This is a genomic window from Marilutibacter chinensis (genome assembly GCF_021725675.1).
In the GTDB taxonomy this organism is placed as follows: Bacteria; Pseudomonadota; Gammaproteobacteria; order Xanthomonadales; family Xanthomonadaceae; genus Marilutibacter; species Marilutibacter chinensis.
In genome coordinates this window covers 940,426-966,282 of record NZ_JAKJPO010000001.1, presented here as the reverse complement: position 1 = coordinate 966,282, position 25,857 = coordinate 940,426, and the positions used below count along the sequence as shown (strand labels likewise).

Sequence of the window (25,857 nt, the reverse complement as noted above, 5' to 3'; positions counted from 1 at the left end):
AGCTACTGGGGTTTCACATCGCGTCCGAGCAATAGACGGCGCGCTGAAAGCCATTGGTGGGCAAGATCGTCTACATCGGCCTGCAGGGCCGCCCGCTCCCCAGGAAGCCATTCCCGAACCTGGCCGGCGTCCACCGCAGCGTCCCGGTGCTCCAACCGGTGCCGGGCTTCCAGCCACCTCGCTTTCGTTTCCGCCTCCCTTGACGCTCGCCGCTTCTCCCGCATGCGCACTGAGCCAGCCTTCTCGCTGTATGCCCTGATCTGTCCATTGACGGCAAGTGGCCAGGGTGTTTCGTGGGCGCCTTTGCGCCGCTGGCGGATCTGGCGCAAGGTCGGATACCGCGCCATCCAGCTGTTCTTACCGGTCCGCTCGCGGTGGGCGGCTTCGTCTGGGCTCAGGTCGATGACCAGGGCATGGAACTCGATGAGCTGCCAGACAGCGGTTTGAAAAACTTCTTCCGATACGTCGAAGCCCACCACCTCCCCGTGCTCCACCCATCGGGCTTGGTGCACCTGGCGCAGCAGGGCGGCGGCTTCGTTGCGGGTCGTGAGGGTCCGCTGGCCCACCGGCCAACCCACGAACCATCCGTTCTCATGGCGTTCGACGTAGACGAGAAAGCGGGGATGCTTCCAGCGCTCACGGAGCAGGTCCAGCACGGTTCCGTCTTTCGCGTAGCGACCCACAGAGGTCAGGTGATTGTCCGAGCGTTGCAACACTCCCAACCGGGCTTCCTTCAGCGGGTTCAGGTGTTCGGCAGGCACCTTTGCAGCCAGCTCTTCCCAGGCCAGAAGGTCGCGCGCGCCGCGTTCGACCGCGCACTTCTTGCAGGCCATCCGTAGGTTCGACGGTTCGACGGGGCCGCCCTGGTTGAACGGAACGAGGGGTGACAGACCCCACGACTGCCGCCGGCTCACGTCGATGGGCGAGCAGCAGAACGCACACGTCGGGTTGTCTTGTCGCCGCAGCAGGTCGAGCGCCCACCGGGGGTTATCGGCAGCACGGGCGCGGTGTTTCTCCAGCAGCCGTTGGACGAATGCCTGGAAGTTTGAGGTGGTCATGGGGTGGCCTCAAGCGAATGGCAAGCGCTCCGGAATGGGGTGTCATGGATGGGGCGCAAGCACTTCAACAGCCCCCTCACCGGATTGACTAAAACGAAATGGCGCACGGAAGTTCGGGCCACGAGTCGGTTTGCGAGGGTGACTGCTCCCATTTGACTAAAGCGACCCGCACCGTGAATCCAGCGTCCCCCAACTGGTTTGACTAAAACGAATGCCTCAACGGTTTTCGAGTGCGGCGCCGATGGGTTGCGGTGGTCACGGACGAGGGTTGGCCGGCGAGAAGAAACGGGTGGCCGAACGAACGCAACTGGCTTTCCGTGCGAGGGGCGACGGAAGGCGAGAGGGGCGGGGGAGCGTGGGGTCTGGGAAGGCATGGCGTGAACGTGGGAAGAGATGAACCGGTTTGGGGATGAACTACCAATACCTCTGCACTGGGGAATCGCAAGGGGTGGCGAAAAGCAACGGCAACAGCTCCGCGTCGGTTGAAGCAGTGTCGGCCCAGGCACCAAAGCAGAAGCCTGGAGGGTGCCCTGGACTCGTCATACACATGACGCACTGAAGTGGGTGTGCGCTTCGCGCCAAAAATCTGCGTCACGAACGGCGAAAGCTCAATGCAATCAAGACCCGACCGTGTCACAAGCGTCAGGAGACAAGGTCGGCGGTTGTTAGCTCGTTTCACCCTTGCTTTTCAGGCTCCTGCGGTGGGGCCTTGCCAACTCGCGGATTCCAGGTATCGGTGGAGTAATCCCGAAACGGAGTCACTCGACCAATGGCGTTCGTTCGTCAAAACGTAAACCTCGACCGCGAGCAACTGAAGCTGGCTCGCCGTCTCGCTCGCGAGAGCGGGGTGGCGTTCAGCGCTTACATGCGCGATGCACTGGAGCGGCACAACGCGAGCGTCACCTTGACGGCGGCGCTGGAGAACTCAAACGCCCACCTGGAGTTTCTGCTCGATCAGCTCCGCGAGGAGAACGCGACCCTGCGCCGGTCTCTCCAGGAAGACCAGAAGCGGCTGCGCGACGAGATGAAGGCCGAGCAAGACCAAGCCATTAAGCGCTACGAAGACGCGCTTCGCCATGTCCTTTTGTCGATGAGCACCGCATCGGCCATTCCAAGAAGCAGTCCCGCCACGCGTGGCGCGGGCCTTCCCGTGAGCAAGCCCAACGTTTGAGCACCCCCACCAACCCCACTAGGAGATCCATCCATGAAACGTTCCACCCTCCCCATCACCCTTTGCCTGATCGCCTGCCTGCCCATGGCAATGCCGCTGCAGGCACTGGCTCAGTCCAACCCGTCGGAGCAGGCCGCTTCCTCCGAGGCGAAGCCAAAGACCGATAAGAAGCGCGTCTTCAAGGCCGGCGGTTTTGGCTGCGTCGCCGGTGGCGCCTTGGCCTACCTGACCGGCAAGAAGGACCGAGCCATTGCCGCGTGCGCCGCGGGTGCGGCCGTAGGCGCCACGGCCTCTTACCTGAAGCAGCAGCGTGAGCACGCCGAGGAGGCAGCTGAGGCCGCGCGTGCCGCTGGCATGAAGGCCGAAGTTGTCACGAAGACCGAGACCGTCGAAGGCAAGCAGGAAGCCTTCCTGGATTCGTTGCGTTTGAACTACAGCCCCGAAGACATGAAGCGGCTGGACAAGGAAACCCAGGCGTTCCTGGACAAGTTCGCCGGCTTGCTGACGAAGTCGACCAACGGGCTCACGGTCGTGTTCCAAGGCGCCGACAAGGCCGCCTGCCAGGTGCCCATCGTTGAGCTGGCCAAACGCGGTGCGCTGTCGAAGGTGACCGTGGACGACCGCTGCGGCAGCGGTGAGCCCGTGATCGTCGTAACGCCGGTGCCGGACGTCCGGTAACAACCGAGGCCCGAGGGTCCATCGGCTCTCGGGCTCCCCCATCGAACACGGAGGAAGCTATGTCAGATATTGAAAAGCAACGGCGCATGCGGGACCGGGCTCGTGAGCAACGCAAACGCGAGCTTCAGACGACCCGTGACGACACGTTGGGTGTATCCCCCCTCGGGGACAACAAGGTGGTGTCCGACAACACCAAGGAAGCCTTGAAGACTGCCGGTCACTGGGCCGGGGTGATCGGGAAGCGTGCCGCCGAGTTGACCCACAAGGGCGTTGCTGCTGCAGCGGAGAAAGCTAAGGAAGCCAAGGCACAACTGAACGCGAAAAGGTCAAAGACCGCGGAGGAACGACTTAAGCCTACAGAAGCCAAGTCGAGCACCCTGACGGTCCAGCCGGCCAAGGTCGATGTGGTGCCCAATTTCTTGAAGACCGATACGGCGGGTTCTCTCGTGGCGGACGGAATGGCTCAGGACCATGTCCGTGTAAATGGCGACGATATGGAGGACAAAGCCCCTTTCGAGGAAATGGCAGCTGAGGACTTGGTCGAAGCGTTGTCCGTCCATGAGCCAGCCGCCATTGCCGGCGAAGCTGATGCGGTTGAGGTGGGCGAAGCGGTTCTTGTCGCAGCCCTGACTGAACAACAGCCGGTCGTGGAAGCGCCTGGATTGGCACAGGAGTTGAATGCCCTTTCGGATTTACCAGCAGAGGCTCTCGTAGAGCCTCAGGTGACCTATGACGTTTCCATCGGGCAGAGCGAGTTGGCTCTCGGTGCTGTTGAGGAGCCTAGCAACTCACCCGACGGCACTCCTCCAGAGATACCGCAAGCGTCATTGCAATCCATGCCCGGCTTTCGTTGGCCTTGGGTCGTGGGCGGCGTGGTGGCGGTGGCATTGGTCGCTGGGGCGATCTATTTCCTGCAAGAGAAGAACGACCAGCCGCCGCCGAGCGCTCCCGCTCCCGTGGCACCGGTTGCCACTCCGGTGGTTCCCGAGCAGCTGCCCGAGGTGGTGGAAGCCCCCGTGATCGCGCCGTCTCCAGCCTTGCTTTCAGAGCAGGCCAGGCCCGAACCCACGATTGAGAAGCCTGAGCCTGTCGTTGGTCCCGTGGTGGCGGACTCAGCGCGGAAAGAGGACCAGCTCAAACCGTCAACGCAGCGTGCGCCAGCCACGATGCCGAAGAAGGTCAGAGCACCGGTTTCCGAACCGAAGAGCGATTGGCAGCAGAAAGCCAACGCGGACTTGGATGCTTGGGCGAAGAAGTCGGGGATCGAATGATCCCCCCCTTGCGCATCGGTGGAAATGCGCTATTCGTGAGTAGGTCAGTTCTAAGGAGGCCCACTCATGATCTTTGATCAACTCTTCAAGCAGTATCGGAAGCGCAAGCTTTCTTTCGGAAGCCGATGGCTTCACCTCCATGGAAAGCTTTTCCTCGGTGAGCCAAGCAAACTTGGATTGGAGCGGGACGAAGTAGGTGCTGGGGTATATGACAGTTACTACTACATCCCTTCCGATCGGGTTCCAGTTTGCTCCACGCCTGAAAGTCGCAAACAGTGGCAGCTCGGTCAGCTCAATGCCACCCAGATCAGGGTGGCCAGCCAACCCCACATCAGCAAGGGCGTCTCTTTGGCTTTGCTAACTTTCACGCTGGCCTGCGTGGCGCTGGCGTCAGCGATTTCCAACAAGAGTGAGTCGTCCGAAGCCGCTCTGTTGAGCCCAGCGGAATCCCAGAAGGTAACCGCTTCGAGCCTCATCTCCACCTTAACTGGTCTTGTTAGTGGTGCGAAGAAGGAGAAGGAGAAAGCTCCTCTTGAGTTGAGTTTGACTCAGTGCCAGCAGTTGACCGTAGCGGCTGCGCAAGGGCTGAGCGATTTCACTAACGAGCAGGCAGCAGCCTGTAACAAATACAACCCGCGCTAAGGAGGCCACGATGACCATTGCTATTCCTACAGTTTTTGATGTGTTGTCACTGGCCGGACGTGTGGTTCCTGGACGCTGGCGGCATCAGGTGGACGCCGCAGAAGCTATTCGCCAGGAAGCCGAAGACCTTTATGAAGAGGTTGTCGGTCGCTTTGATGTGTCCTCTCGAATTCCCAGTCGAGAGCTGGTCAACGTCATCACCGACGAAGACAAGGAGGACGTCAAGGACCTTGGGGCCGTCTACAACGAGCACACCCAGCGCTGGATTGTTCCGGAGTCCATTCAAGGTCCCGCCTTTGAGCGCTTCTCCTTTTGGTGGCCAGAAACGCCAGCCGATCTGCGAGATACCACGCCCCGCCATCTGATGACCAAGAGCGGTCGTCGCTACGAAAGCATGGTCCTTGCACAGGATCGAGGCAAAGGCGGCGACAGCACCGCCACCAGTTTCATGTTCGGCGCGCTGCCGGCGTTGGCGGCCTTCATCTTCCTGACGGCTACTGCCGGTGGGGGCTGGCTTCTGCTGACCCTGGTAGCCATGGCGCTGACCATTCCCTACTTGGTGACTCTGAAGCAAGGCGAAGGCTTGGGCGCCACGCTGAAGGCGTTTGTTCTGACCTTCGTGCTCCCATTGCTGTTCGCCTCTGGTCAATCCTTTGTTCCAGACGTGAAGGGCAACACGCTTTCTATGCTAGTTGCTGGCATGGCCGTGATGGCGTTTGGTGCGATCGGATTGGCGGTTTGCGCTGTCCAATCCCTCACTGATGTTCACAAGGGATTTTGGCTGGGCTTCACCGAGCGTGCAAAAGCTATGGTTGCCTGGACAGTGGCTGCAGCCGTGCTCGGTGCGATTTGCCTGGTGCTCCCTGGTGACATGGGCGCTTTCCTGGGGTTCGGCCTGGCGTCGTTGTATCCGATGGTTTACACCGAAAGGGAGGCTCTTGAGCGTGCTGCCAAGCTCTGGCAGCAGGGCGAGAAATACAACCTGGGCACTCAGGGCGCACTGGCCAACACCCACGTGAGTGCGCGCGTTCAGCAGGCCGAAGCCGCGCTCTTGGACAAGACGCCACTGATCAACTTCGGCCAGGCCACCGGTTGGCTGACCCGCAAGCACTATGGCATGGCTCCCGATGCAGGGATGCCCATGGTGTTGTCGGAGCTCGACCTTACGATGCATCTGCTCTTCTTCGGGGAGAGCGGCATCGGCAAGACTTCGACGGGTCTAATTCCTGCCTTCTTGCAGCACCGTCTCTACGGTTACGGCGGGACGTTGGTCACGGATGGCAAGATGGCGCTGGCTGGGGAGTTGCGCAAATGGTTGGACCTCATTGTCGAATCTGGCATCCGGTTCGCACCGTTCCAAGGATTGGACGCCCAACAGCTTTGCATTGCCATCAATAGTGTCAGTGGCGAATTCGACCGCAACGATAAGAACGCGGTGTGGGAGAGCGGCGCACGGGACTACATGGACCACGTTACTGTCGTCCATGAAGCGCTCAAGGACCACGAGCTGGCGATGCGCCAGCACGCCATCCAGGAATCTCGACGCCTGGAGGTTCTCATCGATGATCTGGCTTGCCGCCGCGCCGACGCCATGGCCAATGGGGATGACGTGTCGTCGATCGAAGCTTCCCTGGCCGACTTGAGCGATCGCTTGTCTCGGTGGAGCGATGAGGCAGAGCGGGATCGGGCCTGGTTCTGGACCCCGGCCACGTTGGACAAGCTGCTGTCGTTGGCAAATGAGCCTCGAAAGGTGGGCGAGGAGTGGGTGGCTGGATCAGCCTTCCAGGAGTTGGCTTTGTGGTTGGGCTTCGACCCCGGTGAAATCAAAGGGCTGTCGCAAGATGCAGGGCTGGCAGTGGACTACAGCAGCCGTGTGGCCACCCAGCCCAACTCCATCCATCCTGACATTGGCATGCCTGGTTCGTTATTGTCGGCATCACTGGATTACTTGCTGAACAAGTGGCCTGGCATGGAGCCGGAACACCGCAACAGCTTCATGCTGAACGTGCGTGCCAAGGTGGGGGTATTGCTTCGCGGCAAGCACCTCCGGGACAACAACGGCATTCCTTGGCATTCAACGGAGGAAGGGGTGGACGTTTCCATTGCCCTTTATGGAAAGCACGTCGGGGTGTGCTTGCCCACCGCTGTCCACGGCGACGCTGGCCTGTTGATCGGCGCACTGGTGACCCAGCGGGTTTACAGCGGTATCCAGAAGCGGGCCTTGGTGGATCCCGCCGTGTGGAAAGCAGAAGGCCAGCGGCCCATGTGGGACCTGAAAGACGAATGCCAACTCATCGTGAGCAAGGTGGAGCGCGACCTGTTGCCAATCGCACGCAGCCTGGGCATGGCATGCGTCTACGCCACACAGAACTATGAAGGCCTTGTGGCGAAGTTCAAGGACGTGTGGTCAGCGCGGCAGTTTGTCTACTCATTCCTGTCAATCATGTGCTACCGGTCAACGAACGAGACCTACGCGCTCATGGCTGAACGCTTGGGGTCGGCACTGCTCACGACGTTCGAATCCCCCACGACGGGCTTGGACTACGAGGCAGGCTTCTCCAATCTGCTCAATTCGCCTCTGAACGATCTCAATCACCCCAACGCGGTGTTCATGAGTCACTTCGAGCGGATGGGCGGAGGCCAGATGATGGCGCTGGATCAGCCACCGGGTTCTTCCATGCGCTGGCACGGTCCCAAGGCGCAGGCGGAGATTGACGCTGAAACGTCCAAGGTCGTTCGGGTTCCGAGTGGCGGCAAGCGCGAAGTCCAACCGTTGTTCAAGCCGGAGGAATTTAGCTCCCTCTTGGCTGGGAAGGGCGACGCCATCGCTTACTTCAATCGCGCAGGGGTTCGCCGCGTGGATCTCATCAAGGTGTCCAAGCCTGGAGCATTCCAGGACATGGTCCCGCCCGCCGAGCCGGAGGTGGAGGAGGCAGCCTAATCAGCTGCTTCCCCCCTTGCGCATTTCCGATCCGTCTTCAATCTGAAAACTATCCCTTTCCCCACCACGGAGAACAACCATGCAAGAACAGTCAACCACCCCACGTTCCGGCTCTCGCCTGATGGACCTTGACCTTCAACTCACTACGCTCCGCGACCAGCGGGACGAACTCCGCCTCCAGGGGCGTCCCAATCGCTTTCACAAGGAAGAGCGCTCTGCATGGGAGGAGAAGGTCAGCGGACTGAGCAAGACCATCGAAGACACCACGATGCAGCGGAACGAAGCTTATGCCGCGGCATCTCCCGAGGAGAAGAAGCAATTCAAGGAAGCCCTTCAAGACCGCGAGCTGAAGCAAGCCGATGAAGGAGCAAAACGCCTGGGAAAGGAGGAGCTGCCGAGCCAGATTGCGACGACGGCTCAGGCAAAGGAGGAACACATCCAGTCCGCTCAGAACGAAGCTGCTCAATCATGGGTTCCCCAATCGGTTTCTGATTGGCGGTCGCAGAGGACGTCTCAGGGCCAGTCCCATACCCAGCATCAGTCGCAGGGAAGGGGGCAATGGGAGGCTTTCATGGACGCCGAGAAGCAAGAGTCGGTTGAGCGGCAACGTGCCCGCGAAGCAGAGCGTCAACGATACGGTCAGTCTCGCTAAGAAAAAGCCTCAACGAGTATCAAAAACTGCCCGGTTCTTCACAGAATCGGGCATTTTTGCGACTTGACACCCAGTTCTGGTGTGGTTACCTGAAGGTGTAAAAAGAGTAGACCGACCTACCCATAAATATCACCAAGGAGACCGACATGTTGATTGAAGCCCTCAAAGATTTTGCCTTCGCCCACCTGGTTCCGCTGGTGGTGACCGCCTTCGTGCTCATCGCAGCCTTCGCCGCAGCCTTCACCTTCTATCCGCTCGCCGTGCCCGTGCTGTTCAAGGTGGTCCTCATGATCGCGGTGGCCACTGCTGTCTGCGCAATTCTGTCCCGATGCTCACTTAGCTGATGAATGCTTCTTACCGGCGTTGTCGCATCTACCTCCGGCGGAGCCTCCGCCGGTTCGATGGGGACGAGTTCATGTTCTGGCTTCACCCTCTCTGGGTCATCACGGTGCTTGTCTGGACGATCTTGGCACCCATCCCAGGTTGATCATCGCGCAGAACCGCGGAGCTTCATAAGGGTCAGTAGTCCGGTAATGCAGCCGGGGCAGTCTGTAAAACTGATGGCAATGTCCCTTGTAGGTTCAAGTCCTACCTGACCCACCATCCCTGGCATGTTTGCCATTCGCTTGACGTCCGGCAATTCGCCTTTACAACCATGGGGATGGACGCCCGTGAATCTCTTCAACACCAACTGCGCCCCCTGGGCCTCCACCGAACGGAAGTTCTGGTGGATGCCCTACTGCGGGAGTTCGGCAACGAGCCGCAGCACGCTTCCGTCGTCCTGGCCCGTGCCCATGTATTGAGCGTGTCTCCCGTCGAGGGGCGACGTGGTGATCTGACCTGGCAGGTGCGCCAAGGCGACGCGGAGAGAGCTCCCCAGGTGGACCTCCGGTGGGGGCTTCACCGCTTGACCTTCGACGCTCCCGAGAACGCCTCGACCCTAGAAATGGTCCGGGCGTTCGAGCGGCGGCTGGGCGACAAGAACGAACCCATGGCGTTCAGTGCCATCGCTGATCACGTTTCGCGCCTCACCCCTGCCCAGCACACAGGGTTGTTCCATGACCTGTCCATGGCGGCTGAAGAAGCGCGGGCAGCTCGCGCCGACGCGCAACGCCTCCAGGATCATGGCCCCTGGCAAGCGTGGTTGACCGGCGCCTCCCGAGCGGGCCACGAAGCGGCGCTGTTGGCCTGCATCGGCATGGGCGCCAGCGTGCGCATGCCCGACCTCAACGGGAACACGCCGCTCCACCACGCAGCCCGCTTCGGCCATGCCCACCTGGTCACCCCCTTGGTGGAGGCCGGTGCGGACGTGTCGGCGTTGAACGGGCAGGGCTGGGCGCCGCTCCACCTCGCCTCGCTCCACAAGCACGCCCGCGTGTGCCTGCAGTTGATGGCCCACGGCGCTAACCCTCAGCAGCCCGGCTGGCGTGGACGCACCCCCACGCGCATGCACCAGCATCAACACCGGCATGAGCAAGCCCAAGCCCTATGACGCCCTGGGCGAGGTGCCCGGCAACGTCGCCCCTTCGCAACCGGTTCGCTACTGGCACCGCGCTTTGCTGGGCAGTGGGTTCGTGTTCGGGGTGGTCTACGTGGGCGCCATGGGCATTGCCTGGCTCATCCCCAATCCGGATGGCCAGCTGATTCGCTCCGGGGATGCCTTGAAGGGCGGCTTGGTGACCGGCTACCACTTCCTAACCGCTGGCATTTCGGCTCGTGCTCCCGCGCGGGAGTTCATCGAGCTGGTGTCCTATCACCACCCGGTGGCCACCTGGACACGCATCGGGGTTTCGCTTGCGTTGGCGGGTTACTTGGCCGTCCGTGTGTTCCTGAAGGAGGCCAAGCCGGTGAGCAACACCTGGCACTTAGCGGGACCGAAATTGTTGGAAGGTCAGGAAGCCATTGCCGAGGCGCGGCGCCGTTCGCTGACGCCGAAAGAAGCAGAGGCAGATCCGTTCTCCATGGCCTTGCATCCCGACCTGGTGTTGCCGAAGAAGCAATGGTCCAAGCACGTGATCATTTCCGGCTCCAGTGGGTCCGGCAAGTCCGTCATCATCAATGGGTTGTTGGAGCAGTTGGTCGCGAAGAAGCAGGCCAAGTTGTTCCTCTATGACGTCAAAGGAGCCTTCACCAAGATCTTCGGGCGGCCGATCATCGTCAGCCCATTCGATTCGCGCTCCTGGACGTGGGACGTGGCCGCCGATGTGCGCACTCCAACCCAGGCTGCCGCCTTCGCCGCCTCGCTTATTCCGGAAGGGGACGGGAATTCGAAGTTCTGGACCATGGCTGCCCAGGATCTCCTTATCGGTTGCGTGCGTGAGCTGCAGAACACGCAGGACGGCACCTGGGGTTTCCCAGAGTTGGCCAAGCTGTTGCGGCGACCTGCGGCGGCCATGTGCGAGGGCATGCGCCACCATTACCCCCGCGGCGCAGCCCTTGTCGTTAACCCAGAGAGCCAGACCACTGCAAGCGTGTTGTCCACGCTGGGGGGCTTCACCCGCCTCATCGATGACCTGGCCACCGCATGGCCAACTCGTGGAAAGCGACGTTTTTCAATGACCCAATGGGTTCGCGACAATTACACAGGCCGCAAACAGGTGGTCGTTCACGCGGGTGTGGACCCGATCCTGACTAAAGCCTACATCTCCGCCATGATTAACGTTGCGGTAATGGAGATCGATTCCAGCCTGGAAGACAACGAGGCGGGCAGGGGAATCTACTTCGTGCTGGACGAGCTCACAAGCGCGGGGCGGCTCAACATCGATTCGCTCTTGGACAAGGGGCGTAGCCGCGGCGTGGTCGTGGTGGCTGGCGTCCAAGACCATTCCCAGATCGAACTTGTTTACGGCGACAAGCTCGCCCAAGCGTTCAACAGCATGGTTGGCACACACGTCTACTGCATGACCAAGGGCGAGACCCGAACCAAACTGGCGGCTCAGTTAGGCAAGAAGAAAGTGGCGTGGCGTTCACATGATGACAAGGCCACGGTCCACGAGGAAAGCCGCAGCGTGGTGTCCCCAGAGCAGTTGACCGACGCCCTTGGTTTTCGGCGTGGGAAGGCTTACGGGCCGGAGCGTTGGGGCATCAACGCGATCGTCTATACCCACGACGATCCCTTGTTGCTCTCCTTCCCAGGTAAGAGCTATCCAAAGGTCAGAGACGATCGGGTGCCTGCCGCATGGACCACCAAGCCCGCTGGGCCCGTTGAAGGGGAGGCGACGCAGTCGGCAACGTTGCCGGGCGGGGCGTTTGCGTTCCCTATCACCCAGGGGGGCGTCGAAGACGTCCAGCGCGTTCTGGCCATGACCCCCGAAGAGATCGACGCCCTGTTCAAGCGCTGAGTGGCCTTGCCAACTCTCCGATTTCTGGGACCTTGGATCATCCCACGGTTTCGGAGGCCCCATGATTAACTGCACACGTATCGACGCCCGCGGCCGCAACAAGGGCAACGGCAACATGTTCGACTACATGCTCGCCACCGAGCGCCTGTCCATCGACAGCGCGGTGGCTTACTACGCCGGAGGCGGGCCCGATCCCCGCGAGACCCTCAACTGGGGCGGCAGCCTTGCGTCCGTTCTGGGCCTCGATGGACAACCCGTGACACGCGAGGTGATGGAACAGCTGGGCAAGGGCTTTTCACCCACCGGAAGGCCGTTGTGCAAAAACGCGGGCGAGGAACCCCAGCTGGTCATCAAGACGGATCGCTGGGGCAACGTGCGCTTGGACGACGATGGCAAGCCGATGGAGAAGTGGCAGGGCGGCCATCGGGTGGGGTTCGATCTGACCATTTCCGCCCCCGGGGACGTGAGCGTGGCCTTTGCGCTTGCGGATGAGCGCGAGAAGCTGGCCATCCTGGAAGCCCACCGCCAGGCCTGCGCCGTGGCCATGGGCTACATCGAGAGCAAGGTGGAAACCCGCCGGGAGAAGGGAGGAAAAGAAGTCATCGGAACGCAGGGCCTGGTGTGGACCGCAGCCGATCACGTCAGCAACCGGAACGTGGAACCCGACCTTCACACCCATCACCTGGTCTACGGGATATCGAAGGGCGAGGACGGCAAATGGGGCACGTTCGATGCCATCGAGATCTACCGTCACCGCCATGCGGCCGATCATCTCTACAAGGCCGAGCTCTACAGCGCGATGAAAGCGCTGGGCTATGGGATCCAGCGGGAGCGCGAGGTGGACGTGATGGAGCGCGAGACGGGCCAGATTCTCACCACCATCGCCGGCATTGACCGGGAGCTCGTGCTCCAGACGAAGACCCGCCGCCAGGAAATCCTGGACTACGTCAAGGAGCACCCATCGGCCAGTCACGACGAAGCCTGCAAGGCCACCCGCAAGAAGAAGGAAGAACCGCCGTTCGAGCAGGTGGTCAAGGACTGGCAGCAAACTTTCGCCAACATCGCCAAGGAAAGACCGGATCTGGTCCCCACCACCCAGTCCCTCAAGCAGACCAAAGGCCAACACCTGGACCCGCATACGTTTGACGAGGTCTTGAAGCGCATGCACGAGAACGAGGCGATGTTCTGCGAGCATGACCTGGTCCGGGAGCTCGGGATGGAGTTCGCTGGTCAGAAGAACGCTGAGGAAGTGCTGCAGATGGTGAAGGAGTTCACCGAGCAGGACGACCTGGTGCGCGTGAAAGCCGAACACCTCCACGAAGACGATCGGGGCAATCGGTTGGCGCGAAAGCACCGCGAGGACCGATTCGCCGCCACCTGGATGGTCGAATGGGAAGCCGAGATCATCCGCCGCTCGAAGGAGCGGGAGAACGAGACGGACCTGAAGCTGTTCCGCTCCACGGTTGACCGGGAGATCGCCGCGTATGAGAAGCGAAAGGGGTTCACCCTCACCGAGGAGCAGAAGGCCGCCATCGGTCACCTGACCTATGGAACCGCAGGTGTCGGCGTCATGTCGGGGTTGGCCGGCACAGGCAAGACGACCGTGGCTGAAGTCTACAAGCAGTGCTTCGAAGCCGAAGGGAAGCGGTTGATGGGGCTGGCAGTCGGTGGCAAGGCCGCCAAGAAGCTGGAGGAAGAGTCCGGCATGCCTTGCATGTCCGTGGCGAAGTTCTTCTCCCAGGTGCGGCAGGGCAAGGTGGCCCTGACGAAGAAGGACGTGGTCGTGCTCGACGAGGCTGGGATGATCGCCACCGGCGATACCTTAAAGCTGATGACCTATTGTCAGCGCATTGGCTGCAAGCTGTTGGTCCAGGGAGACACAGATCAGCTCCAGCCCATTGCGGCCGGCAACGGCTTCGAGCTGGCAAAGATGGCCCTGGGCGACACGAAGTTGACCGAGATCCGTCGGCAGAAGAACGCCGGTGACCTGGTCACCGCGAACAGCTTTTACGAGCGGGACCACCACGGGAGGGTCAAGGACATGCGCCGCGGGGACCGCAGCCGCCAAGGAACCCTCGATATGGGTGCGCAGATCCTTCGCAACCTCAAGGAGCGCAATTGCATCGACGACTTCGGCACGGAGAAGCAGGCGATCAAGGCGTTGGTGGACGACTACTTGAAAGACCCCTCCCCGATGGACGAGAAGCTGGTGCTGGCCCACACCCGGGGCGAGGTCGCCACCCTCAACATGGCCATCCGCAAGGGTCTGCAGAAACAGGGTGTGCTGGACGAGGAAGAGTTCACGTTCCGGTCGATTGCGAAAGGGCAGTGGGAAGACCTGACGCTGTCCCGTCGGGACCGGGTGATGTTCACGGCGACGAACAACGATTTGGGCGTCATAAACGGCACGGAAGGCACCGTGGAAAGCATCCGTAAGGACAAGGCGGGCGGCTACGACCTGGTGGTGCGCATCGAGGCCTCGAACCCGAAGGAGAACGGGCGTCTCGTGCGGTTCAACACGAGCGAGCACAACGCGCTGGCCCACCGGTATGCCATGACCGTCCACAAGTCCCAAGGGCAAGGCAAGGCAGAGATCTACCACCTGGCCACCAACATGGGCATGCTCGACCAGCAATCGGCCCTGGTGGCGTTCACGCGCCTGACCAAGGGCAGCTACCGAATGTATACGACGGACGACGTCATGGAGCGCATGGCCGAACGCCTGGGCACCGAACGCCATAAGGAGATGGCACTGAGCGTCGGACTGTCCGAGACCCAGGCCGCTCCCGTGCGCAACCTGGTCCAGGACGTCGAAGAATTGCTGGCAGGATTGAAGCCGAAACCCCAGGTGCCGGTGGAAAAGCAGAAAGGGCCCGTGCTTACCCTATGACGCATCGGGCGAGCAGCAAGAGGCTGGCTCCCGCGAGAATCCACGGCCACCACCGGATGCGTTCCGAGGGACGCCTGCTTGGCGTGCCCAAGGTCCATCGGCACTGGAGGGCCAGGCATCGCACGTGGGGCGTTGCTCGACGGTGGGGGTTGATGACGATGCCAGGTGGCTTGGCGTAGACACGCCAGCCTTCCTTCGACGCCCTCACTCGCCAGGCCTGTTCGTGTGCTTCGGCTTCCGCCCGGGTGGCCGTCACCACGCCCAGCACATGGAACTGGAAGGGACGGTGCCAGCCGCCCTGGCGTGATCGGTGTTGCTTCTCGCGTTGCTCCGGGTTCGAGCTCTGGCCGATGTAGCAGCCCCCGTCGTCGAACAACAGGGCGTAAAGGGTGCGGGGCAGGGCGTGATACTTCTCGCTGCGTCCGAGGTTGTGGCGGTGGGTCATGGTCTCTCCGTGAGTGAAACGACCCACTCACGAATAGATCAGATTCGAGGACTGGCAACCCCTTGCGCGTTTCCGATGCCGATCTACCGTGGCTTATCGACCTCGAGAGGGAGCAGGCCTTGGACAACCGATGGATGCGCGCGGCCCGCGTGGGCGACACCGACGAGCTGAGCCGGCTCCTGCATTTGGGCATGGATCCTGGCCGCTATGTGCTGGTCGATCAGGGCATGGTGTCCACGATGGCTGAGCAGGTGACGGCGCTCCACCTGGCCGCTTTCGGGGGCCACCTCGATGCCTGCCGAATGCTCATTGCGAATGGCGCGGAAGTGGATGCCCTGACATTGCCCTTGGAGCGCAGCGCGAGCGGAGACACGCCGTTGATGCGTGCCGTCTGGGGGCGCTCGCTCGCGGTGGCCGAATTGCTGCTGGAGGCAGGGGCGGACGTGGACGACGTCGACGGAATGACGGGGGACACGCCGTTGCTGGCCGCGGCACGGTCGGGCCAGCCGTCCATGTGCCAGCTAATGCTTGAACACGGAGCGGACCTAGAAGCGTTCAATCAGGACGGCGAGGGGGCCCTGGACCTGGCTGACGATTCGGAAACGCTTGAAGTTCTTCAGGTCTGGCGAGCGACCAAGAAGGCGGAGCGCCTGGCACAAGCATGGGCGATGCCGCCTCCTGATCCGGCGACCCGTGCTCGGCTGTAACCGCATAAAAGAAAAGCCCGGGACTAGCCCGGGCTTTTCGTGTGGGTCAGCAGGGAGCGGGGCTCACCGTGCACTGACCAGTTGTAGTAATAGGAGCGCGCTTGCTCCAACAGCAATTGCCGTGTCGTAGCTGACTTTGAGGCCCACGCCGAGAGCTCTGCAAAGGGGGTGCTTTTTCAAGCGGGTTACTACAATTCCATTTTCTTCTCTATCCATGATGTCGTTCCTCGAGCTGTCAGTAATGCATGGGTTCTTATCCTTTGCGTTGGGGTTGACACATCCCCTGACGGCTTCCAGGGCGATGGCAAACAGCGGCGCTACTACGACGGCGACAGTCACTGCAGGTGGGGTTGTCAGCCCGGCTCCTACACTGAGTTCGTTGGGAGCCGATTATACGCTGTCCAGCATCCCTAATCAAGTTTAAGTAATTGAATTTAAAGAAATCACGGCCACGAACAAGGGCCCCGAAGGGCCCCTGCCGAGACGGATCACCTCCTTTTTATCGACCCAAACGAATGGAGATCCCGACCCCGCCCATGGGCTTGGTCTTGCCGCTGCCGAAGGACAGGCCGGCGCTGACGTTGACGCGTTCCGTCAGGCGGGTGGACCAACCGACGGCGATGGCAGCTTCGTTGCCGTAGAAGCCAACACCGGCGTTGACGGCCACTTCTCCGACGGCCAGACCGTAAGGGCCGCCAGCTGCAGCCATCTGGGCCATCGCGGCAGTCTGGGCACCCAAGCCGTTGATGCGCTTGTCGGTGTGGTTGAAACGCCGATCAATCTCGATCCACCGGTCATCCAGCGACTGCTGGAGGTTCCACAGCTGCCCACCGTTGACGGCATCCGTGGAGCCTTGCGCCACTCGGCCGTCGGCCACCTGGGTGACTTGGCGGTAGCCCATGGCCACCTGGTTGGATCCCGTGGTGCGGGTGTTGGCGCCGATGGCTACCGAGTTGGTGTGCGTGGCGCTGGCGTTCACACCGAGAGCCGTTCCGTTCACCCCAGCCGCCGAGCCGGCGCCCACCGCGGTTCCGTTTCGCTGAGCAACCGTCGCAGAGCCGACAGCAGTAGCGTTGTCCTGCTGGGCCTGCGCGTTGTTGCCGAAGGCAGAGGAGGCGCGACCGGAAGCCTGGGCGTTCGGACCCACGGCGGTGCTAACGTGACCCGTGGCCACAGAGCCCATGCCAGCGGCGAGGCTGGTGTCGCGTGCGGTGGCGCCCCGGCCGAAAGCGGCGGAACCACGGTCCTGCGCAGTGGCTTGGTCGCCCACGGCGGTGGTTCCACCACCCGTGGCGCTGGAGCGGGGGCCGATGGAGACGGCGCCTGACCCATCCGGACCGGAGTTAGCACGAGCGTCCTCGCCAATGGCCACATCGCCGAAGCCTGCTGCAGCGGCGTTGCGACCGGCCGCTACGCCGCCAAGCTTGTCTGCCTGCGCATCGTCCGAACCATCTTCGTTGCCGTTCGCCTTGAAGTAGTGGTTGGACTCGGTGCCTTGTCCGTCTTGCCCAGCTGGGCCCTGCGGTCCGACGTCGCCCCGCTCACCCTTCAGCGACGCCAACCAGTCGGCTTCCGTTCCGGCGAAGCCATTGGTGACGGCCACCTGATAAGCACTCGCGCCAGCGGGACCAGCTGGACCTTGGGTGCCGCCGGTGGGGTTCTGTTCCAGGGTGTGAAGCCGGCCGTCCAGGTCGTAGATCGCGGCGGTCACGTTGGTGTGGGTGTTACCACTGGACAGGGTGATGGATGGCGGCACGAACGCGCCATTGACGAAGCCGGCACCGCCACCGATGGCGGTGGCCATGGTGCGCAGCTGGCCAACGGAGGCTGCATCGGTGTCGTTGATCCCGTTGGCGAGATTGGTCACGCGGCGGTAGATGCCATATTCCGCATTGCCAACACTGGCCTCATCCGAATTCGAGCATTCGCTGACAGAACCCAAGGCAACGCAACCATCCGCGTCAGCTTTCGACATTGCTCCGATGGCCGTGCCGCGGGAGGCGCCTGCAGAAGCACCTGATCCGAGGGCCGTTCCGAACGTGCCGGATACTGAAGTATTGGAACCGATGGCGGTTCCGCTGTTCGAGGCGGAAGCCCCTGCGCCAAACGCGGATGAATTGACGCCCATCGATTCGGCTCTCGCGCCAACAGCGGTCGCACTCGGCCCGGTCGCGTGGCTCATGTGCCCCAGCGAGGTGGCGCTGCAGCCCTGGGAAGTGGCTTCGTTGCCAACCGCGGTAGCCCCCACGCAGGGGTTTCCGTCAATCGTGCCGCCATCTGCCAAGGCTCGTGCACCGATGGCCGTTGAGAGGTCCGTGACCGCATGGGCGCCGTCGCCCACGGCGGTGGTTTCGAGGGCGGTCGCGGTGGCGTTGTTGCCAACCTGGACCTGCGCCATCGCCGTGCCCGAGAACAGGCAGGCGAGCAGCGCGATGTGGATGAGGGAGCGTTTCATGGTGGGTGTCCTCCGACGAGTAGGGGTGTCTACTCACGAGTAACACGCAGCGGGAAACGCGCAAGGGGGGGGTAGAAGAGCTTCCCGACCCGACTACGGGACCGACAGGAGACCTCATCGGGCCGGGAAGCAGCAGGCAAGGAGAAGGCCTGCCTCTTCTTTTCTATACAAGGATTTCGGATTGGCAAGGGGGCCTTGCGCGTTTCCGATTTTCCTTTTGCATGAAGAGTAGACCCGTATGAGTAAGGAGGCCTACTCATGAAATCTCGTTCAATGGAGGCGCTGCTTGCGTCCATCCTGTTGCTTGCGGTTGGCGTGCCGGCTCTTGCCCACGTTCCTGCCGACTCGATCGCCGATGTCCACGGCAAGAAGCCGGGGCTGTTCAAGCGGTTGTTCCACCGCCACACAGATGCTCCTCAGTGGGACGGCGTCCACCCCGACCTTCGTGCCAAGCTGGAACGGATCCAGCAGCAGATGAAAGAGGAGGGCTACGACCTGCGACTGGCCGAGGGCTACCGGTCGGAGGAACGCCAGGCCGAGCTGCTGGCCAGCCAGAAGGGCGTGACTCAGGTCGGCCCGGGTCGAAGCTGCCACAACCACGGCTTCGCCGCCGACATGGTCATCCACAAGCGGGGGCGACCCAGCTGGAACCTCAAGAACGACCACGTTCGCCAGGGATACGAGCGCTACGGGGAACTGGCCCAGGCGGCCGGCTTGCGGTGGGGTGGGGCTTGGACCGACTTCAAGGACATGCCCCACGTCGAGCTTCGGGCGCCCTGCCTTCTGGCCATTCGTTCTATTCGTTCTTATAGGGCCGGGCAGGAGGTAAGGGTGGCGGCCGTGGTGCCCGAGCCCTTGCCGCCCCTTTGGCCTGGTCTGGACCCGCTGGCCATCACGCCAGCTGAGGAGTGCGTCGGCTTCGTGTGCCGCCGCCCATGGGAGTGGAGCGTGTCCACGTCGCGTCTCGACTGGAGCGCGTGGTGGTCCTTGCCAATGCCCGTGTTCGAGGGGCCTCAACAGTGCCCGGTGAGCACGGACTTCCGTTCCCCGTGGAAAGCATGAGTGGGTGCATCCACTCATGACCTTGATCCGCGCCTCAATGGCAGTCGTCAGGAGCGTGTGTTCTAGGGAATGAAGGCTGGGGAAAGGGTCGCCAACGGGTAGCCAAAACGCCGAACATCCCGAAATGGCGAAGGAGAAGCCTAATTAAAACAGATGGATAGGGACGTAAGTAAGTCGCACGCCCTTACTGCTTCATCAGGGGGGTGTGTTCGGGCGTCTTGTCGGCGCTCTTGGACATCGTGCTCGTGGGGTCGGTCGGGGCGCGGTCGTCGCCGGCATGGCCGTCGATTGTAACGGCATGCCCCGGGAGCTTGGGCGGCGAAGGCCGCGATCTCCAGTCGTCGCTTTCAGCAACTGGTGCAGCAACTGTTGCCGCGCAGGGGCGGGCGGGGCGGCGCGGGAGTATTGTCTGCGGCTGCCGTTTCAACCGCGCCGGAAGCGCCGGCCAGCATCCGCGTCGCCAGGTCACCCTTCCGCTCGCTGTAGCGGTTGGTCAGGTAGTCGCTGCGGTCGCGCACCATCAGGGTGAACTTGAACAGTTCCTCCATCACGTCGACGACGCGATCGTAGTACGGCGACGGCTTCATCCGCCCGTCCGCGTTGAATTCCTTCCAGGCCTGGGGTACCGACGACTGGTTGGGGATGGTCACCATCCGCATCCAGCGGCCGAGCACGCGCAGGGTGTTGACCACGTTGAACGACTGCGAGCCGCCGCAGACCTGCATGACCGCCAGCGTCCGGCCCTGGGTCGGGCGCACGCCGCCGTCCTCCAGCGGCAGCCAGTCGATCTGGTTCTTGAACACCGCGGTCATGTTGCCGTGCCGTTCCGGGCTGACCCAGACCTGGCCCTCCGACCACAGCGAAAGCGTGCGCAGTTCCTGCACCTTGGGGTGGCCGGTATCGACGCTGCCGGCCATGGGCAGGTCGTGCGGATCGAACACCCGTGTTTCGGCGCCGAAGTGTTGCAGCAACCGTTCGGCCTCCAGCGCCAGCTTGCGGCTGTAGGACTCCGGCCGCAGCGAGCCGTACAGGATCAGGATGCGTGGCGGGTGTCCGGCGCCGGCCAGGCCGAGTTTGCCCGGGCTGGGACTGTCGAGTGCTTCAGGTGTCACGTTGGGCAGTCGCATCTCTGTCATGGGGGATTGCTACCGTTCTGAATATTCGATTATTCTAGATATATGGAAATTGAAGATGCAACCCTCGCGCTGTCCGCACTGGGCCAGAGCACCCGGCTGTCGGTGTTCCGTCTGCTCGTCGAAGCAGGCCCGGAAGGGGTGCCGGCCGGCGGAATCGCCGGTGCCCTGTCATTGCCCGGAGCGACCTTGTCCTTCCATCTCAAGGAGTTGTCCGCTGCCGGCTTGGTTGAAGGCGAGCAGCGTGGCCGCAGCATCCGCTACCGCGCCCGCTTCGAGACCATGAACGCCTTGATCGAATTCCTGACCCGCAACTGCTGCGGAGGCGACACATCACGTTGCGCCCCCAGGGAGAAAAGTTGTTGAACTGCTTTTCCGTGAGCGCCGACAACCTGTCCGGAAGCCTGCGGGCACGGGGTTGCGGGACCTTCGGAGGCAGGGGCGCCGACGATGACCCTACAGGGATGCACTTGCGGCGTGTCCCGCAACCCCGTGCCCGCAGGCTTCCCTACCCAATCGAACCGAAAACAAATCCATGACCATCAGAACCGGCATCAACGGATTCGGCCGCATGGGCCGTCTGACCCTGCGTACCGCGATCGAACGCGACGACCTCGCCGCACTCGAGTTCGTCCGCATCAACGACCCCGGCGCCGACGCCGCCACCCTCGCGCACCTGCTCAACTTCGACTCCGTCCATGGCCGCTGGCAGCACGAAGCCCGTCACGACGGCGACGACCTGCTGATCGGCGAGCGCCGCATTCCGGTCACCCGCAACACCGCGATTGCCGACAGCGACTGGTCGGGCTGCGACGTCGTGATCGAAGCGTCCGGCAAGTTCCGCAAGCAGGCCGTGCTGCAGCCCTATCTCGACCAGGGCGTGCCGCGTGTCGTCGTCACCGCGCCGGTCAAGGAGGCCGGCGTGCTCGACACCGTGGTGGGCGTCAACGACCACCTGTTCGATCCGGCCGCGCACCGCATCGTCACCGCCGCCTCGTGCACCACCAACTGCCTCGCGCCGGTGGTCAAGGTGATCCACGAAGGCCTCGGCATCCGCCACGGCAGCATCACCACCATCCACTCGCTGACCAATACCCAGGTCATCGTCGATGCCGCGCACAGGGACCCGCGTCGTGCCCGTGCCTGCGGCAGCAGCCTGATCCCGACCTCGACCGGTTCCGCTACCGCCATCGCCGAGATCTTCCCGGAACTGCGCGGGCGCCTGGACGGCATTGCCGTGCGCGTGCCGCTGACCAATGCCTCGCTGACCGACTGCGTGTTCGAGGTCGAACGCGCGACCACGGTGGAAGAGGTCAACGGCCTGCTCGAAGCTGCGTCGAGGGCCGTGCCGCTGGCCGGCATCCTCGGCTTCGAGACACGCCCGCTGGTATCGGTCGATTACCGCAGTGATCCGCGTTCGAGCATCGTCGACGCGCTCTCCACCCGGGTCATCAACGGCACCCAGGTCAAGATCTACGCCTGGTACGACAACGAATGGGGCTACGTGAACCGCACCGCGGAACTGGCCCTCAAGGTCGGCTCGACCGGACGATGACCGGCGACCGCGCCGCGCTGCGCCAGTATGCGCTGATCACCGGCAACTACTGGGCGTTCACCCTGACCGACGGCGCGCTGCGCATGCTGGTGGTGCTGCACTTCCACCAGCTCGGCTACGGCGCGTTGCAGATCGCGCTGCTGTTCCTGTTCTACGAGGTGTTCGGCGTCGTCACCAATCTGGTCGGTGGCTGGCTCGGCGCGCGCATCGGCCTCAACCGGACCATGAACATCGGCCTCGCCATGCAGGTGATCGCGCTGTCGATGCTGGCGGTGCCTTCGGTGTGGTTGACCGTGCCATGGGTGATGGCCGCGCAGGCGCTGTCCGGCATCGCCAAGGACCTCAACAAGATGAGCGCCAAGAGCGGCATCAAGCTGCTGGTGCCGGATGCGGGCGGCACACTCTACCGTTGGGTGGCGGCGCTGACCGGCTCGAAGAACGCGCTCAAGGGTGTCGGCTTCTTCCTCGGCGGCGTATTGCTGGCCTCGCTTGGTTTCCGCGGTGCGGTGCTGGCGATGGCGGCTGCGTTGGCGCTCGTGTGGATGGGCAGCCTGGTCTGGCTGCGGCGCGACCTCGGCAAGGCCAGGGCGAAGCCGAAATTCAGCCACTTGTTCTCCAATAGCCGGCCGGTCAACGTGCTGTCGGCGGCGCGGCTGTTCCTGTTTGGCGCGCGCGACGTGTGGTTCGTGGTCGCGTTGCCGGTGTTCCTCGTCGCCGTGCTCGGCTGGGACGACTGGCAGGCGGGCGCCTTCCTCGCCGCCTGGGTGATCGGCTATGGCGCCGTGCAGGCCTCGGCGCCGCGCTTCGTGCGTGGGCGCGAAGGGCATCCGCCCGGACGCGGGGCCGCGTTCGCATGGGCGGCGGTGTTGTCACTGGTGCCGATGCTGATGGCTTGGCAACTCGGCGGAGATGCTTCCCCGCATACGGTCCTGATGATCGGGCTGGGCGTGTTCGGCGTGCTGTTCGCCGCCAACTCGGCGCTGCACAGCTATTTGATCGTCAGCTACGCACGTGAGGACGGGGTCTCGCTCGACGTCGGCTTCTACTACATGGCCAATGCGATGGGCCGCCTGCTCGGCACCGTGTTGTCGGGCTGGGTCTACCAGAGCAGCGGACTGGTCGCCTGCCTGTGGGTATCGGCGACGTTCGTCGTGGTGGCGGCGCTGGTGGCGCTGGCGCTGCCGGCGCATGCCGGCAGCGATCGGTAGCTCAGCGCAGCAGCAGCACCGGGATCGTGCAGCTGCGCAGGACCTGGGTCGTGGTGCTGCCGACGATCAGCTGGCGGATGCGGGAATGCCCGTACGCGCCCATCACCAGCAGGTCGATCGCCTGCCTGGCGACCTGCGCGGCGATCACGGCGTCCGGGGTGCCCGGCACGACCGCGGTGTCGATCGCGAAGCCGGCTTCGCGCAACCGCGCTGCGGCTTCGTCCATGCCCGCAGGTGCACTGTCGCCGGCGGCGAGCAGCACGCCGGGCAGGCCCCTGAGCAACGGGCTGGCGACGACCATCTCCACGCACTTGCGGGCGGTGGCGCTGCCGTCGAACGCGATCATGAAACGCTGCACCGGCCTGAAGGCGCGCGAGGCGACCAGCACCGGCCGGTGCACGGCGCGGACCACGCGTTCGAGGTTGCTGCCGAGATGGCCCCGGGCGAAGTCGGCGTGCTCGCCACGTTTGCCGATCACGAACAGCCGCGCCTCGTCCTCGGCATCGAGGAGGGTGTCGACCAGCGCGCCGTGGCGCAGCCGGGTGTCCGCCTCGAGGTCGAAGCGCTCGGCGACATGATCGACCGCATGGGCGAGCAGCGCCCGGCCCTGTTCCTGCGCCAGCTTCGCGCGTTCGGCGTCGGCCGTCGTGAGCTGTTCCAGCAGCGCCTCCTGGCTGCCGAACGCGAGGTTGCCGCTCAGGTCCCTGCTGGGAGCGGCGCCGTCGCGATCGAGCGCGTGCAGCAGCACCAGCGGCGCGCCCGTCTTCGCGGCGGCCCAGCCGGCGTGGTCGGCCACGCTGTCGGCGTAGGTCGAGGGGTCGAGGGCGGCCAGCACCTGGCCATCGGTCTTGATCAGAGAGCTCATCGCATGTCCTCAGTGGCCGCCCATCAGGCGCTCGGCATCGGGTTTGTCGTGCACGCCGAGCCGGTCGACCATGGTACGGCTGGCTTCGTTCAGGCCGACGACGTCGATCCGCGCGCCCTCGCGCCTGAACTTGATCACGACCTTGTCCAGCGCACCGACCGCGCTCAGGTCCCAGAAGTGGGCGCCGGACACGTCGATCACCACCCGGTCCAGCGCCTCCTTGAAGTCGAATGCCGCCACGAAGCGCTCCGCCGAGGCGAAGAACACCTGCCCGGTCACCGTATAGGTGCGCTCGCGACCGTCACCGCTTGCGGCCGAGCCGACGTGCAGCACCCGTCCGACCTTCTTCGCGAAGAAGATGCCCGACAGCAGCACGCCGGTCAGCACGCCCTTGGCGAGGTCGTGGGTGAACACGGTGACGATCACGGTGCCGAGCATGACCACGCTCGACGTGCCCGGGTGGGTGCGCAGGTTCTTGATCGAGCTCCAGCTGAAGGTGCCGATCGAGACCATGATCATCACCGCGACCAGCGCCGCCATCGGGATCTGCTTCACCCACGGTCCGGCGAACACCACCAGGATCAGCAGCACGACGCCCGCGACCAGGGTCGACAGCCGTCCGCGACCGCCCGACTTCACGTTGATCACCGACTGGCCGATCATCGCGCAGCCGGCCATGCCGCCGATGAAGCCGGTGGCGATGTTGGCCACGCCCTGGCCGGCGCATTCGCGGTTGCGGTCGCTCGGGGTGTCGGTCAGGTCGTCGACGATCTGCGCGGTCAGCAGCGACTCGAGCAGGCCGACCACGGCGAGGGTCGCCGACACCGGGGCGATGATCTTCAGTGTCTCCAGGTTCAGCGGCACGTCCGGCAGCAGGAACACCGGCAGGCTGTCGGGCAGCTCGCCCTTGTCGCCGACGGTCGGAACCTCGAGGCCGAAATACAGCGCCAGCCCCGTCAGCAGCACGATTGCGACCAGCGGCGATGGCAGCACCAGGTCGCGGGTCCACCGGAACAGCACTGCCGCGACGCCGAGGCCGATCACCGTCACCGAGTAGAGCAGGCGCGCTTCCACGCTGCCGGCTGCCAGCGCGAAGCCGATCACCAGCAGGATCAGGCCGATGCCGGGGAACAGCATGCGCCCAAGCCACGGTAGTCCATAGATGACCAGCAGGCCGAGCGCCACCATCGGATAGACCCCCCACGGAACCGCGATCAGCTCCGGCAGCTGGGCCATGAAGATCAGGATCGCCAGCGCGTTGACGAAGCCGGTCACCACCGAGCGCGACACGAAGCGCATCAGCGCCCCCAGCTTCAGCAGGCCCGCGACGATCTGGAACACGCCGGTCAGGACGGTCGCGGCGAGCAGGTATTGCAGGCCGTGGTCCTTGACCAGGTCGACCATCACCAGCGCCATCGCGCCGGTCGCCGCCGAGATCATCCCGGGCCGGCCGCCGGCGAAGGCGATCACCACGGCGATCGAGAACGAGGCGTACAGGCCGACCTTGGGGTCGACCCCGGCGATGATCGAGAACGCGATCGCCTCCGGGATCAGCGCCAGCGCGACGACGAGGCCGGCGAGCACGTCGCCACGGATGTTGGAGAACCATTGCTGGCGAAGAGTGTTGAGCATGAACGGGTTCCACCGCGCCAGGGCACGGCATGAAAATGCGAGAGGAAGGAGGGCGCAGCCGGAAAACCGGCCGGTCATGCGCGCGGCCTGGACGGCGGCGCGGAGGGAACGCTCCGGGCGCTAGGGTGGACCGGCCGGGGCGTCGTGGGCA

Annotated in this window: 21 protein-coding genes and 1 tRNA gene; 16 read left to right on the top strand and 6 right to left on the bottom strand. The window is 63.4% G+C overall.

Translation table 11 applies throughout. The features are described 5' to 3' along the window. Positions 1 to 2: 2 nt before the first annotated feature. Positions 3 to 1,058, bottom strand: coding sequence for a hypothetical protein (locus L3V18_RS04165; RefSeq protein ID WP_237053330.1), 1,056 nt, complete (start codon positions 1,056 to 1,058; stop codon positions 3 to 5). A 769-nt stretch (positions 1,059 to 1,827) separates the two neighbouring features. Between L3V18_RS04165 and L3V18_RS04160 the strand changes: the two genes are divergently transcribed. From L3V18_RS04160 to mobF, 11 genes are all read left to right on the top strand, one after another. Further along, a complete protein-coding gene (locus L3V18_RS04160; RefSeq protein WP_237053329.1) occupies positions 1,828 to 2,229 on the top strand; it encodes a hypothetical protein in 402 nt (133 codons plus the stop codon). A gap of 33 nt (positions 2,230 to 2,262) precedes the next feature. Next, entirely contained in the window at positions 2,263 to 2,907 is a 645-nt protein-coding gene (locus L3V18_RS04155; RefSeq protein WP_237053328.1) for a hypothetical protein, read from the top strand. Positions 2,908 to 2,966: 59 nt separating this feature from the next. Then, complete coding sequence (locus L3V18_RS04150) at positions 2,967 to 4,178, top strand: hypothetical protein (protein WP_237053327.1); 1,212 nt, start codon at positions 2,967 to 2,969, stop codon at positions 4,176 to 4,178. Between the two features lie 66 nt (positions 4,179 to 4,244). Further along, on the top strand, positions 4,245 to 4,820 hold the full coding sequence (locus L3V18_RS04145) for a hypothetical protein (RefSeq protein ID WP_237053326.1): 576 nt from the start codon (positions 4,245 to 4,247) through the stop codon (positions 4,818 to 4,820). A 10-nt stretch (positions 4,821 to 4,830) separates the two neighbouring features. After that, positions 4,831 to 7,761 carry a type IV secretory system conjugative DNA transfer family protein gene (locus L3V18_RS04140; RefSeq protein WP_237053325.1) on the top strand — a complete coding sequence of 977 codons (2,931 nt, stop codon included), beginning with the start codon at positions 4,831 to 4,833 and terminating at the stop codon, positions 7,759 to 7,761. Positions 7,762 to 7,840: 79 nt separating this feature from the next. Continuing rightward, the gene (locus tag L3V18_RS04135) at positions 7,841 to 8,413 is read left to right on the top strand and encodes a hypothetical protein (protein WP_237053324.1); all 573 of its coding nucleotides are present in this window, start codon (positions 7,841 to 7,843) and stop codon (positions 8,411 to 8,413) included. 146 nt (positions 8,414 to 8,559) lie between these two features. Next, the gene (locus L3V18_RS04130; protein ID WP_237053323.1) at positions 8,560 to 8,757 is read left to right on the top strand and encodes a hypothetical protein; all 198 of its coding nucleotides are present in this window, start codon (positions 8,560 to 8,562) and stop codon (positions 8,755 to 8,757) included. A gap of 172 nt (positions 8,758 to 8,929) precedes the next feature. Beyond that, positions 8,930 to 9,016, top strand: a tRNA-Tyr gene (locus tag L3V18_RS04125). A gap of 124 nt (positions 9,017 to 9,140) precedes the next feature. After that, positions 9,141 to 9,905: an ankyrin repeat domain-containing protein gene (locus tag L3V18_RS04120; RefSeq protein WP_237053322.1), complete on the top strand. Its 765-nt coding sequence runs from the start codon at positions 9,141 to 9,143 to the stop codon at positions 9,903 to 9,905. Then, on the top strand, positions 9,883 to 11,754 hold the full coding sequence (locus L3V18_RS04115) for a type IV secretion system DNA-binding domain-containing protein (RefSeq protein ID WP_237053321.1): 1,872 nt from the start codon (positions 9,883 to 9,885) through the stop codon (positions 11,752 to 11,754). The genes L3V18_RS04120 and L3V18_RS04115 overlap by 23 nt, the downstream gene beginning before the upstream one ends. A gap of 61 nt (positions 11,755 to 11,815) precedes the next feature. Beyond that, positions 11,816 to 14,644, top strand: a complete 2,829-nt coding sequence (gene mobF / locus L3V18_RS04110; RefSeq protein ID WP_237053320.1) for a MobF family relaxase — start codon at positions 11,816 to 11,818, stop codon at positions 14,642 to 14,644. Here mobF and L3V18_RS04105 read toward each other — a convergent pair. After that, a complete protein-coding gene (locus L3V18_RS04105) occupies positions 14,634 to 15,089 on the bottom strand; it encodes a GIY-YIG nuclease family protein (RefSeq protein ID WP_237053319.1) in 456 nt (151 codons plus the stop codon). The two genes, mobF and L3V18_RS04105, sit on opposite strands and share 11 nt — an antisense overlap. Positions 15,090 to 15,151: 62 nt before the next feature. Between L3V18_RS04105 and L3V18_RS04100 the strand changes: the two genes are divergently transcribed. Then, positions 15,152 to 15,796, top strand: a complete 645-nt coding sequence (locus tag L3V18_RS04100; RefSeq protein ID WP_237053318.1) for an ankyrin repeat domain-containing protein — start codon at positions 15,152 to 15,154, stop codon at positions 15,794 to 15,796. A 499-nt stretch (positions 15,797 to 16,295) separates the two neighbouring features. Here L3V18_RS04100 and L3V18_RS04095 read toward each other — a convergent pair whose 3' ends face one another. After that, positions 16,296 to 18,251, bottom strand: a complete 1,956-nt coding sequence (locus tag L3V18_RS04095; protein WP_237053317.1) for a YadA-like family protein — start codon at positions 18,249 to 18,251, stop codon at positions 16,296 to 16,298. Positions 18,252 to 18,509: 258 nt separating this feature from the next. On the opposite strand from L3V18_RS04095, the gene L3V18_RS04090 reads away from it, so the two are divergent. Then, on the top strand, positions 18,510 to 19,313 hold the full coding sequence (locus tag L3V18_RS04090) for a M15 family metallopeptidase (RefSeq protein WP_237053316.1): 804 nt from the start codon (positions 18,510 to 18,512) through the stop codon (positions 19,311 to 19,313). Positions 19,314 to 19,660: 347 nt separating this feature from the next. Here L3V18_RS04090 and arsH read toward each other — a convergent pair whose 3' ends face one another. Further along, on the bottom strand, positions 19,661 to 20,449 hold the full coding sequence (gene arsH / locus L3V18_RS04085) for an arsenical resistance protein ArsH (RefSeq protein WP_237053315.1): 789 nt from the start codon (positions 20,447 to 20,449) through the stop codon (positions 19,661 to 19,663). Between the two features lie 42 nt (positions 20,450 to 20,491). On the opposite strand from arsH, the gene L3V18_RS04080 reads away from it, so the two are divergent. The 3 genes from L3V18_RS04080 to arsJ all read left to right on the top strand — a co-directional run bounded on the left by L3V18_RS04080 (position 20,492) and on the right by arsJ (position 23,209). Then, positions 20,492 to 20,812: an ArsR/SmtB family transcription factor gene (locus L3V18_RS04080; protein ID WP_237053314.1), complete on the top strand. Its 321-nt coding sequence runs from the start codon at positions 20,492 to 20,494 to the stop codon at positions 20,810 to 20,812. 169 nt (positions 20,813 to 20,981) lie between these two features. Further along, positions 20,982 to 22,001, top strand: coding sequence for an ArsJ-associated glyceraldehyde-3-phosphate dehydrogenase (locus L3V18_RS04075; protein ID WP_237053313.1), 1,020 nt, complete (start codon positions 20,982 to 20,984; stop codon positions 21,999 to 22,001). Then, positions 21,998 to 23,209 (top strand): organoarsenical effux MFS transporter ArsJ, encoded by a 1,212-nt coding sequence (gene arsJ, locus L3V18_RS04070; protein WP_237053312.1) that lies wholly within the window; start codon positions 21,998 to 22,000, stop codon positions 23,207 to 23,209. Before L3V18_RS04075 ends, arsJ begins: the two co-directional genes overlap by 4 nt. Position 23,210: 1 nt before the next feature. Here the strand turns inward: arsJ and L3V18_RS04065 are convergent, their stop codons facing one another. Together L3V18_RS04065 and L3V18_RS04060 are read right to left on the bottom strand one after the other, a co-directional pair. After that, on the bottom strand, positions 23,211 to 24,074 hold the full coding sequence (locus L3V18_RS04065; RefSeq protein WP_237053311.1) for a universal stress protein: 864 nt from the start codon (positions 24,072 to 24,074) through the stop codon (positions 23,211 to 23,213). Between the two features lie 9 nt (positions 24,075 to 24,083). Continuing rightward, a complete protein-coding gene (locus L3V18_RS04060; protein WP_237053310.1) occupies positions 24,084 to 25,706 on the bottom strand; it encodes a SulP family inorganic anion transporter in 1,623 nt (540 codons plus the stop codon). Positions 25,707 to 25,857 lie beyond the last annotated feature (151 nt).

Excerpts from the sequence above, each read along its gene's own strand:
- L3V18_RS04165 (WP_237053330.1), bottom strand. The coding sequence starts at position 1,058 with ATGACCACCTCAAACTTCCAGGCATTCGTCCAACGGCTGCTGGAGAAA.
- L3V18_RS04160 (WP_237053329.1), top strand. The coding sequence starts at position 1,828 with ATGGCGTTCGTTCGTCAAAACGTAAACCTCGACCGCGAGCAACTGAAG.
- L3V18_RS04155 (WP_237053328.1), top strand. The coding sequence starts at position 2,263 with ATGAAACGTTCCACCCTCCCCATCACCCTTTGCCTGATCGCCTGCCTG.
- L3V18_RS04150 (WP_237053327.1), top strand. The coding sequence starts at position 2,967 with ATGTCAGATATTGAAAAGCAACGGCGCATGCGGGACCGGGCTCGTGAG.
- L3V18_RS04145 (WP_237053326.1), top strand. The coding sequence starts at position 4,245 with ATGATCTTTGATCAACTCTTCAAGCAGTATCGGAAGCGCAAGCTTTCT.
- L3V18_RS04140 (WP_237053325.1), top strand. The coding sequence starts at position 4,831 with ATGACCATTGCTATTCCTACAGTTTTTGATGTGTTGTCACTGGCCGGA.
- L3V18_RS04135 (WP_237053324.1), top strand. The coding sequence starts at position 7,841 with ATGCAAGAACAGTCAACCACCCCACGTTCCGGCTCTCGCCTGATGGAC.
- L3V18_RS04130 (WP_237053323.1), top strand. The coding sequence starts at position 8,560 with ATGTTGATTGAAGCCCTCAAAGATTTTGCCTTCGCCCACCTGGTTCCG.
- L3V18_RS04115 (WP_237053321.1), top strand. The coding sequence starts at position 9,883 with ATGAGCAAGCCCAAGCCCTATGACGCCCTGGGCGAGGTGCCCGGCAAC.
- mobF (WP_237053320.1), top strand. The coding sequence starts at position 11,816 with ATGATTAACTGCACACGTATCGACGCCCGCGGCCGCAACAAGGGCAAC.
- L3V18_RS04105 (WP_237053319.1), bottom strand. The coding sequence starts at position 15,089 with ATGACCCACCGCCACAACCTCGGACGCAGCGAGAAGTATCACGCCCTG.
- L3V18_RS04095 (WP_237053317.1), bottom strand. The coding sequence starts at position 18,251 with ATGAAACGCTCCCTCATCCACATCGCGCTGCTCGCCTGCCTGTTCTCG.
- L3V18_RS04090 (WP_237053316.1), top strand. The coding sequence starts at position 18,510 with ATGAAATCTCGTTCAATGGAGGCGCTGCTTGCGTCCATCCTGTTGCTT.
- arsH (WP_237053315.1), bottom strand. The coding sequence starts at position 20,449 with ATGACAGAGATGCGACTGCCCAACGTGACACCTGAAGCACTCGACAGT.
- L3V18_RS04080 (WP_237053314.1), top strand. The coding sequence starts at position 20,492 with ATGGAAATTGAAGATGCAACCCTCGCGCTGTCCGCACTGGGCCAGAGC.
- L3V18_RS04075 (WP_237053313.1), top strand. The coding sequence starts at position 20,982 with ATGACCATCAGAACCGGCATCAACGGATTCGGCCGCATGGGCCGTCTG.
- arsJ (WP_237053312.1), top strand. The coding sequence starts at position 21,998 with ATGACCGGCGACCGCGCCGCGCTGCGCCAGTATGCGCTGATCACCGGC.
- L3V18_RS04065 (WP_237053311.1), bottom strand. The coding sequence starts at position 24,074 with ATGAGCTCTCTGATCAAGACCGATGGCCAGGTGCTGGCCGCCCTCGAC.
- L3V18_RS04060 (WP_237053310.1), bottom strand. The coding sequence starts at position 25,706 with ATGCTCAACACTCTTCGCCAGCAATGGTTCTCCAACATCCGTGGCGAC.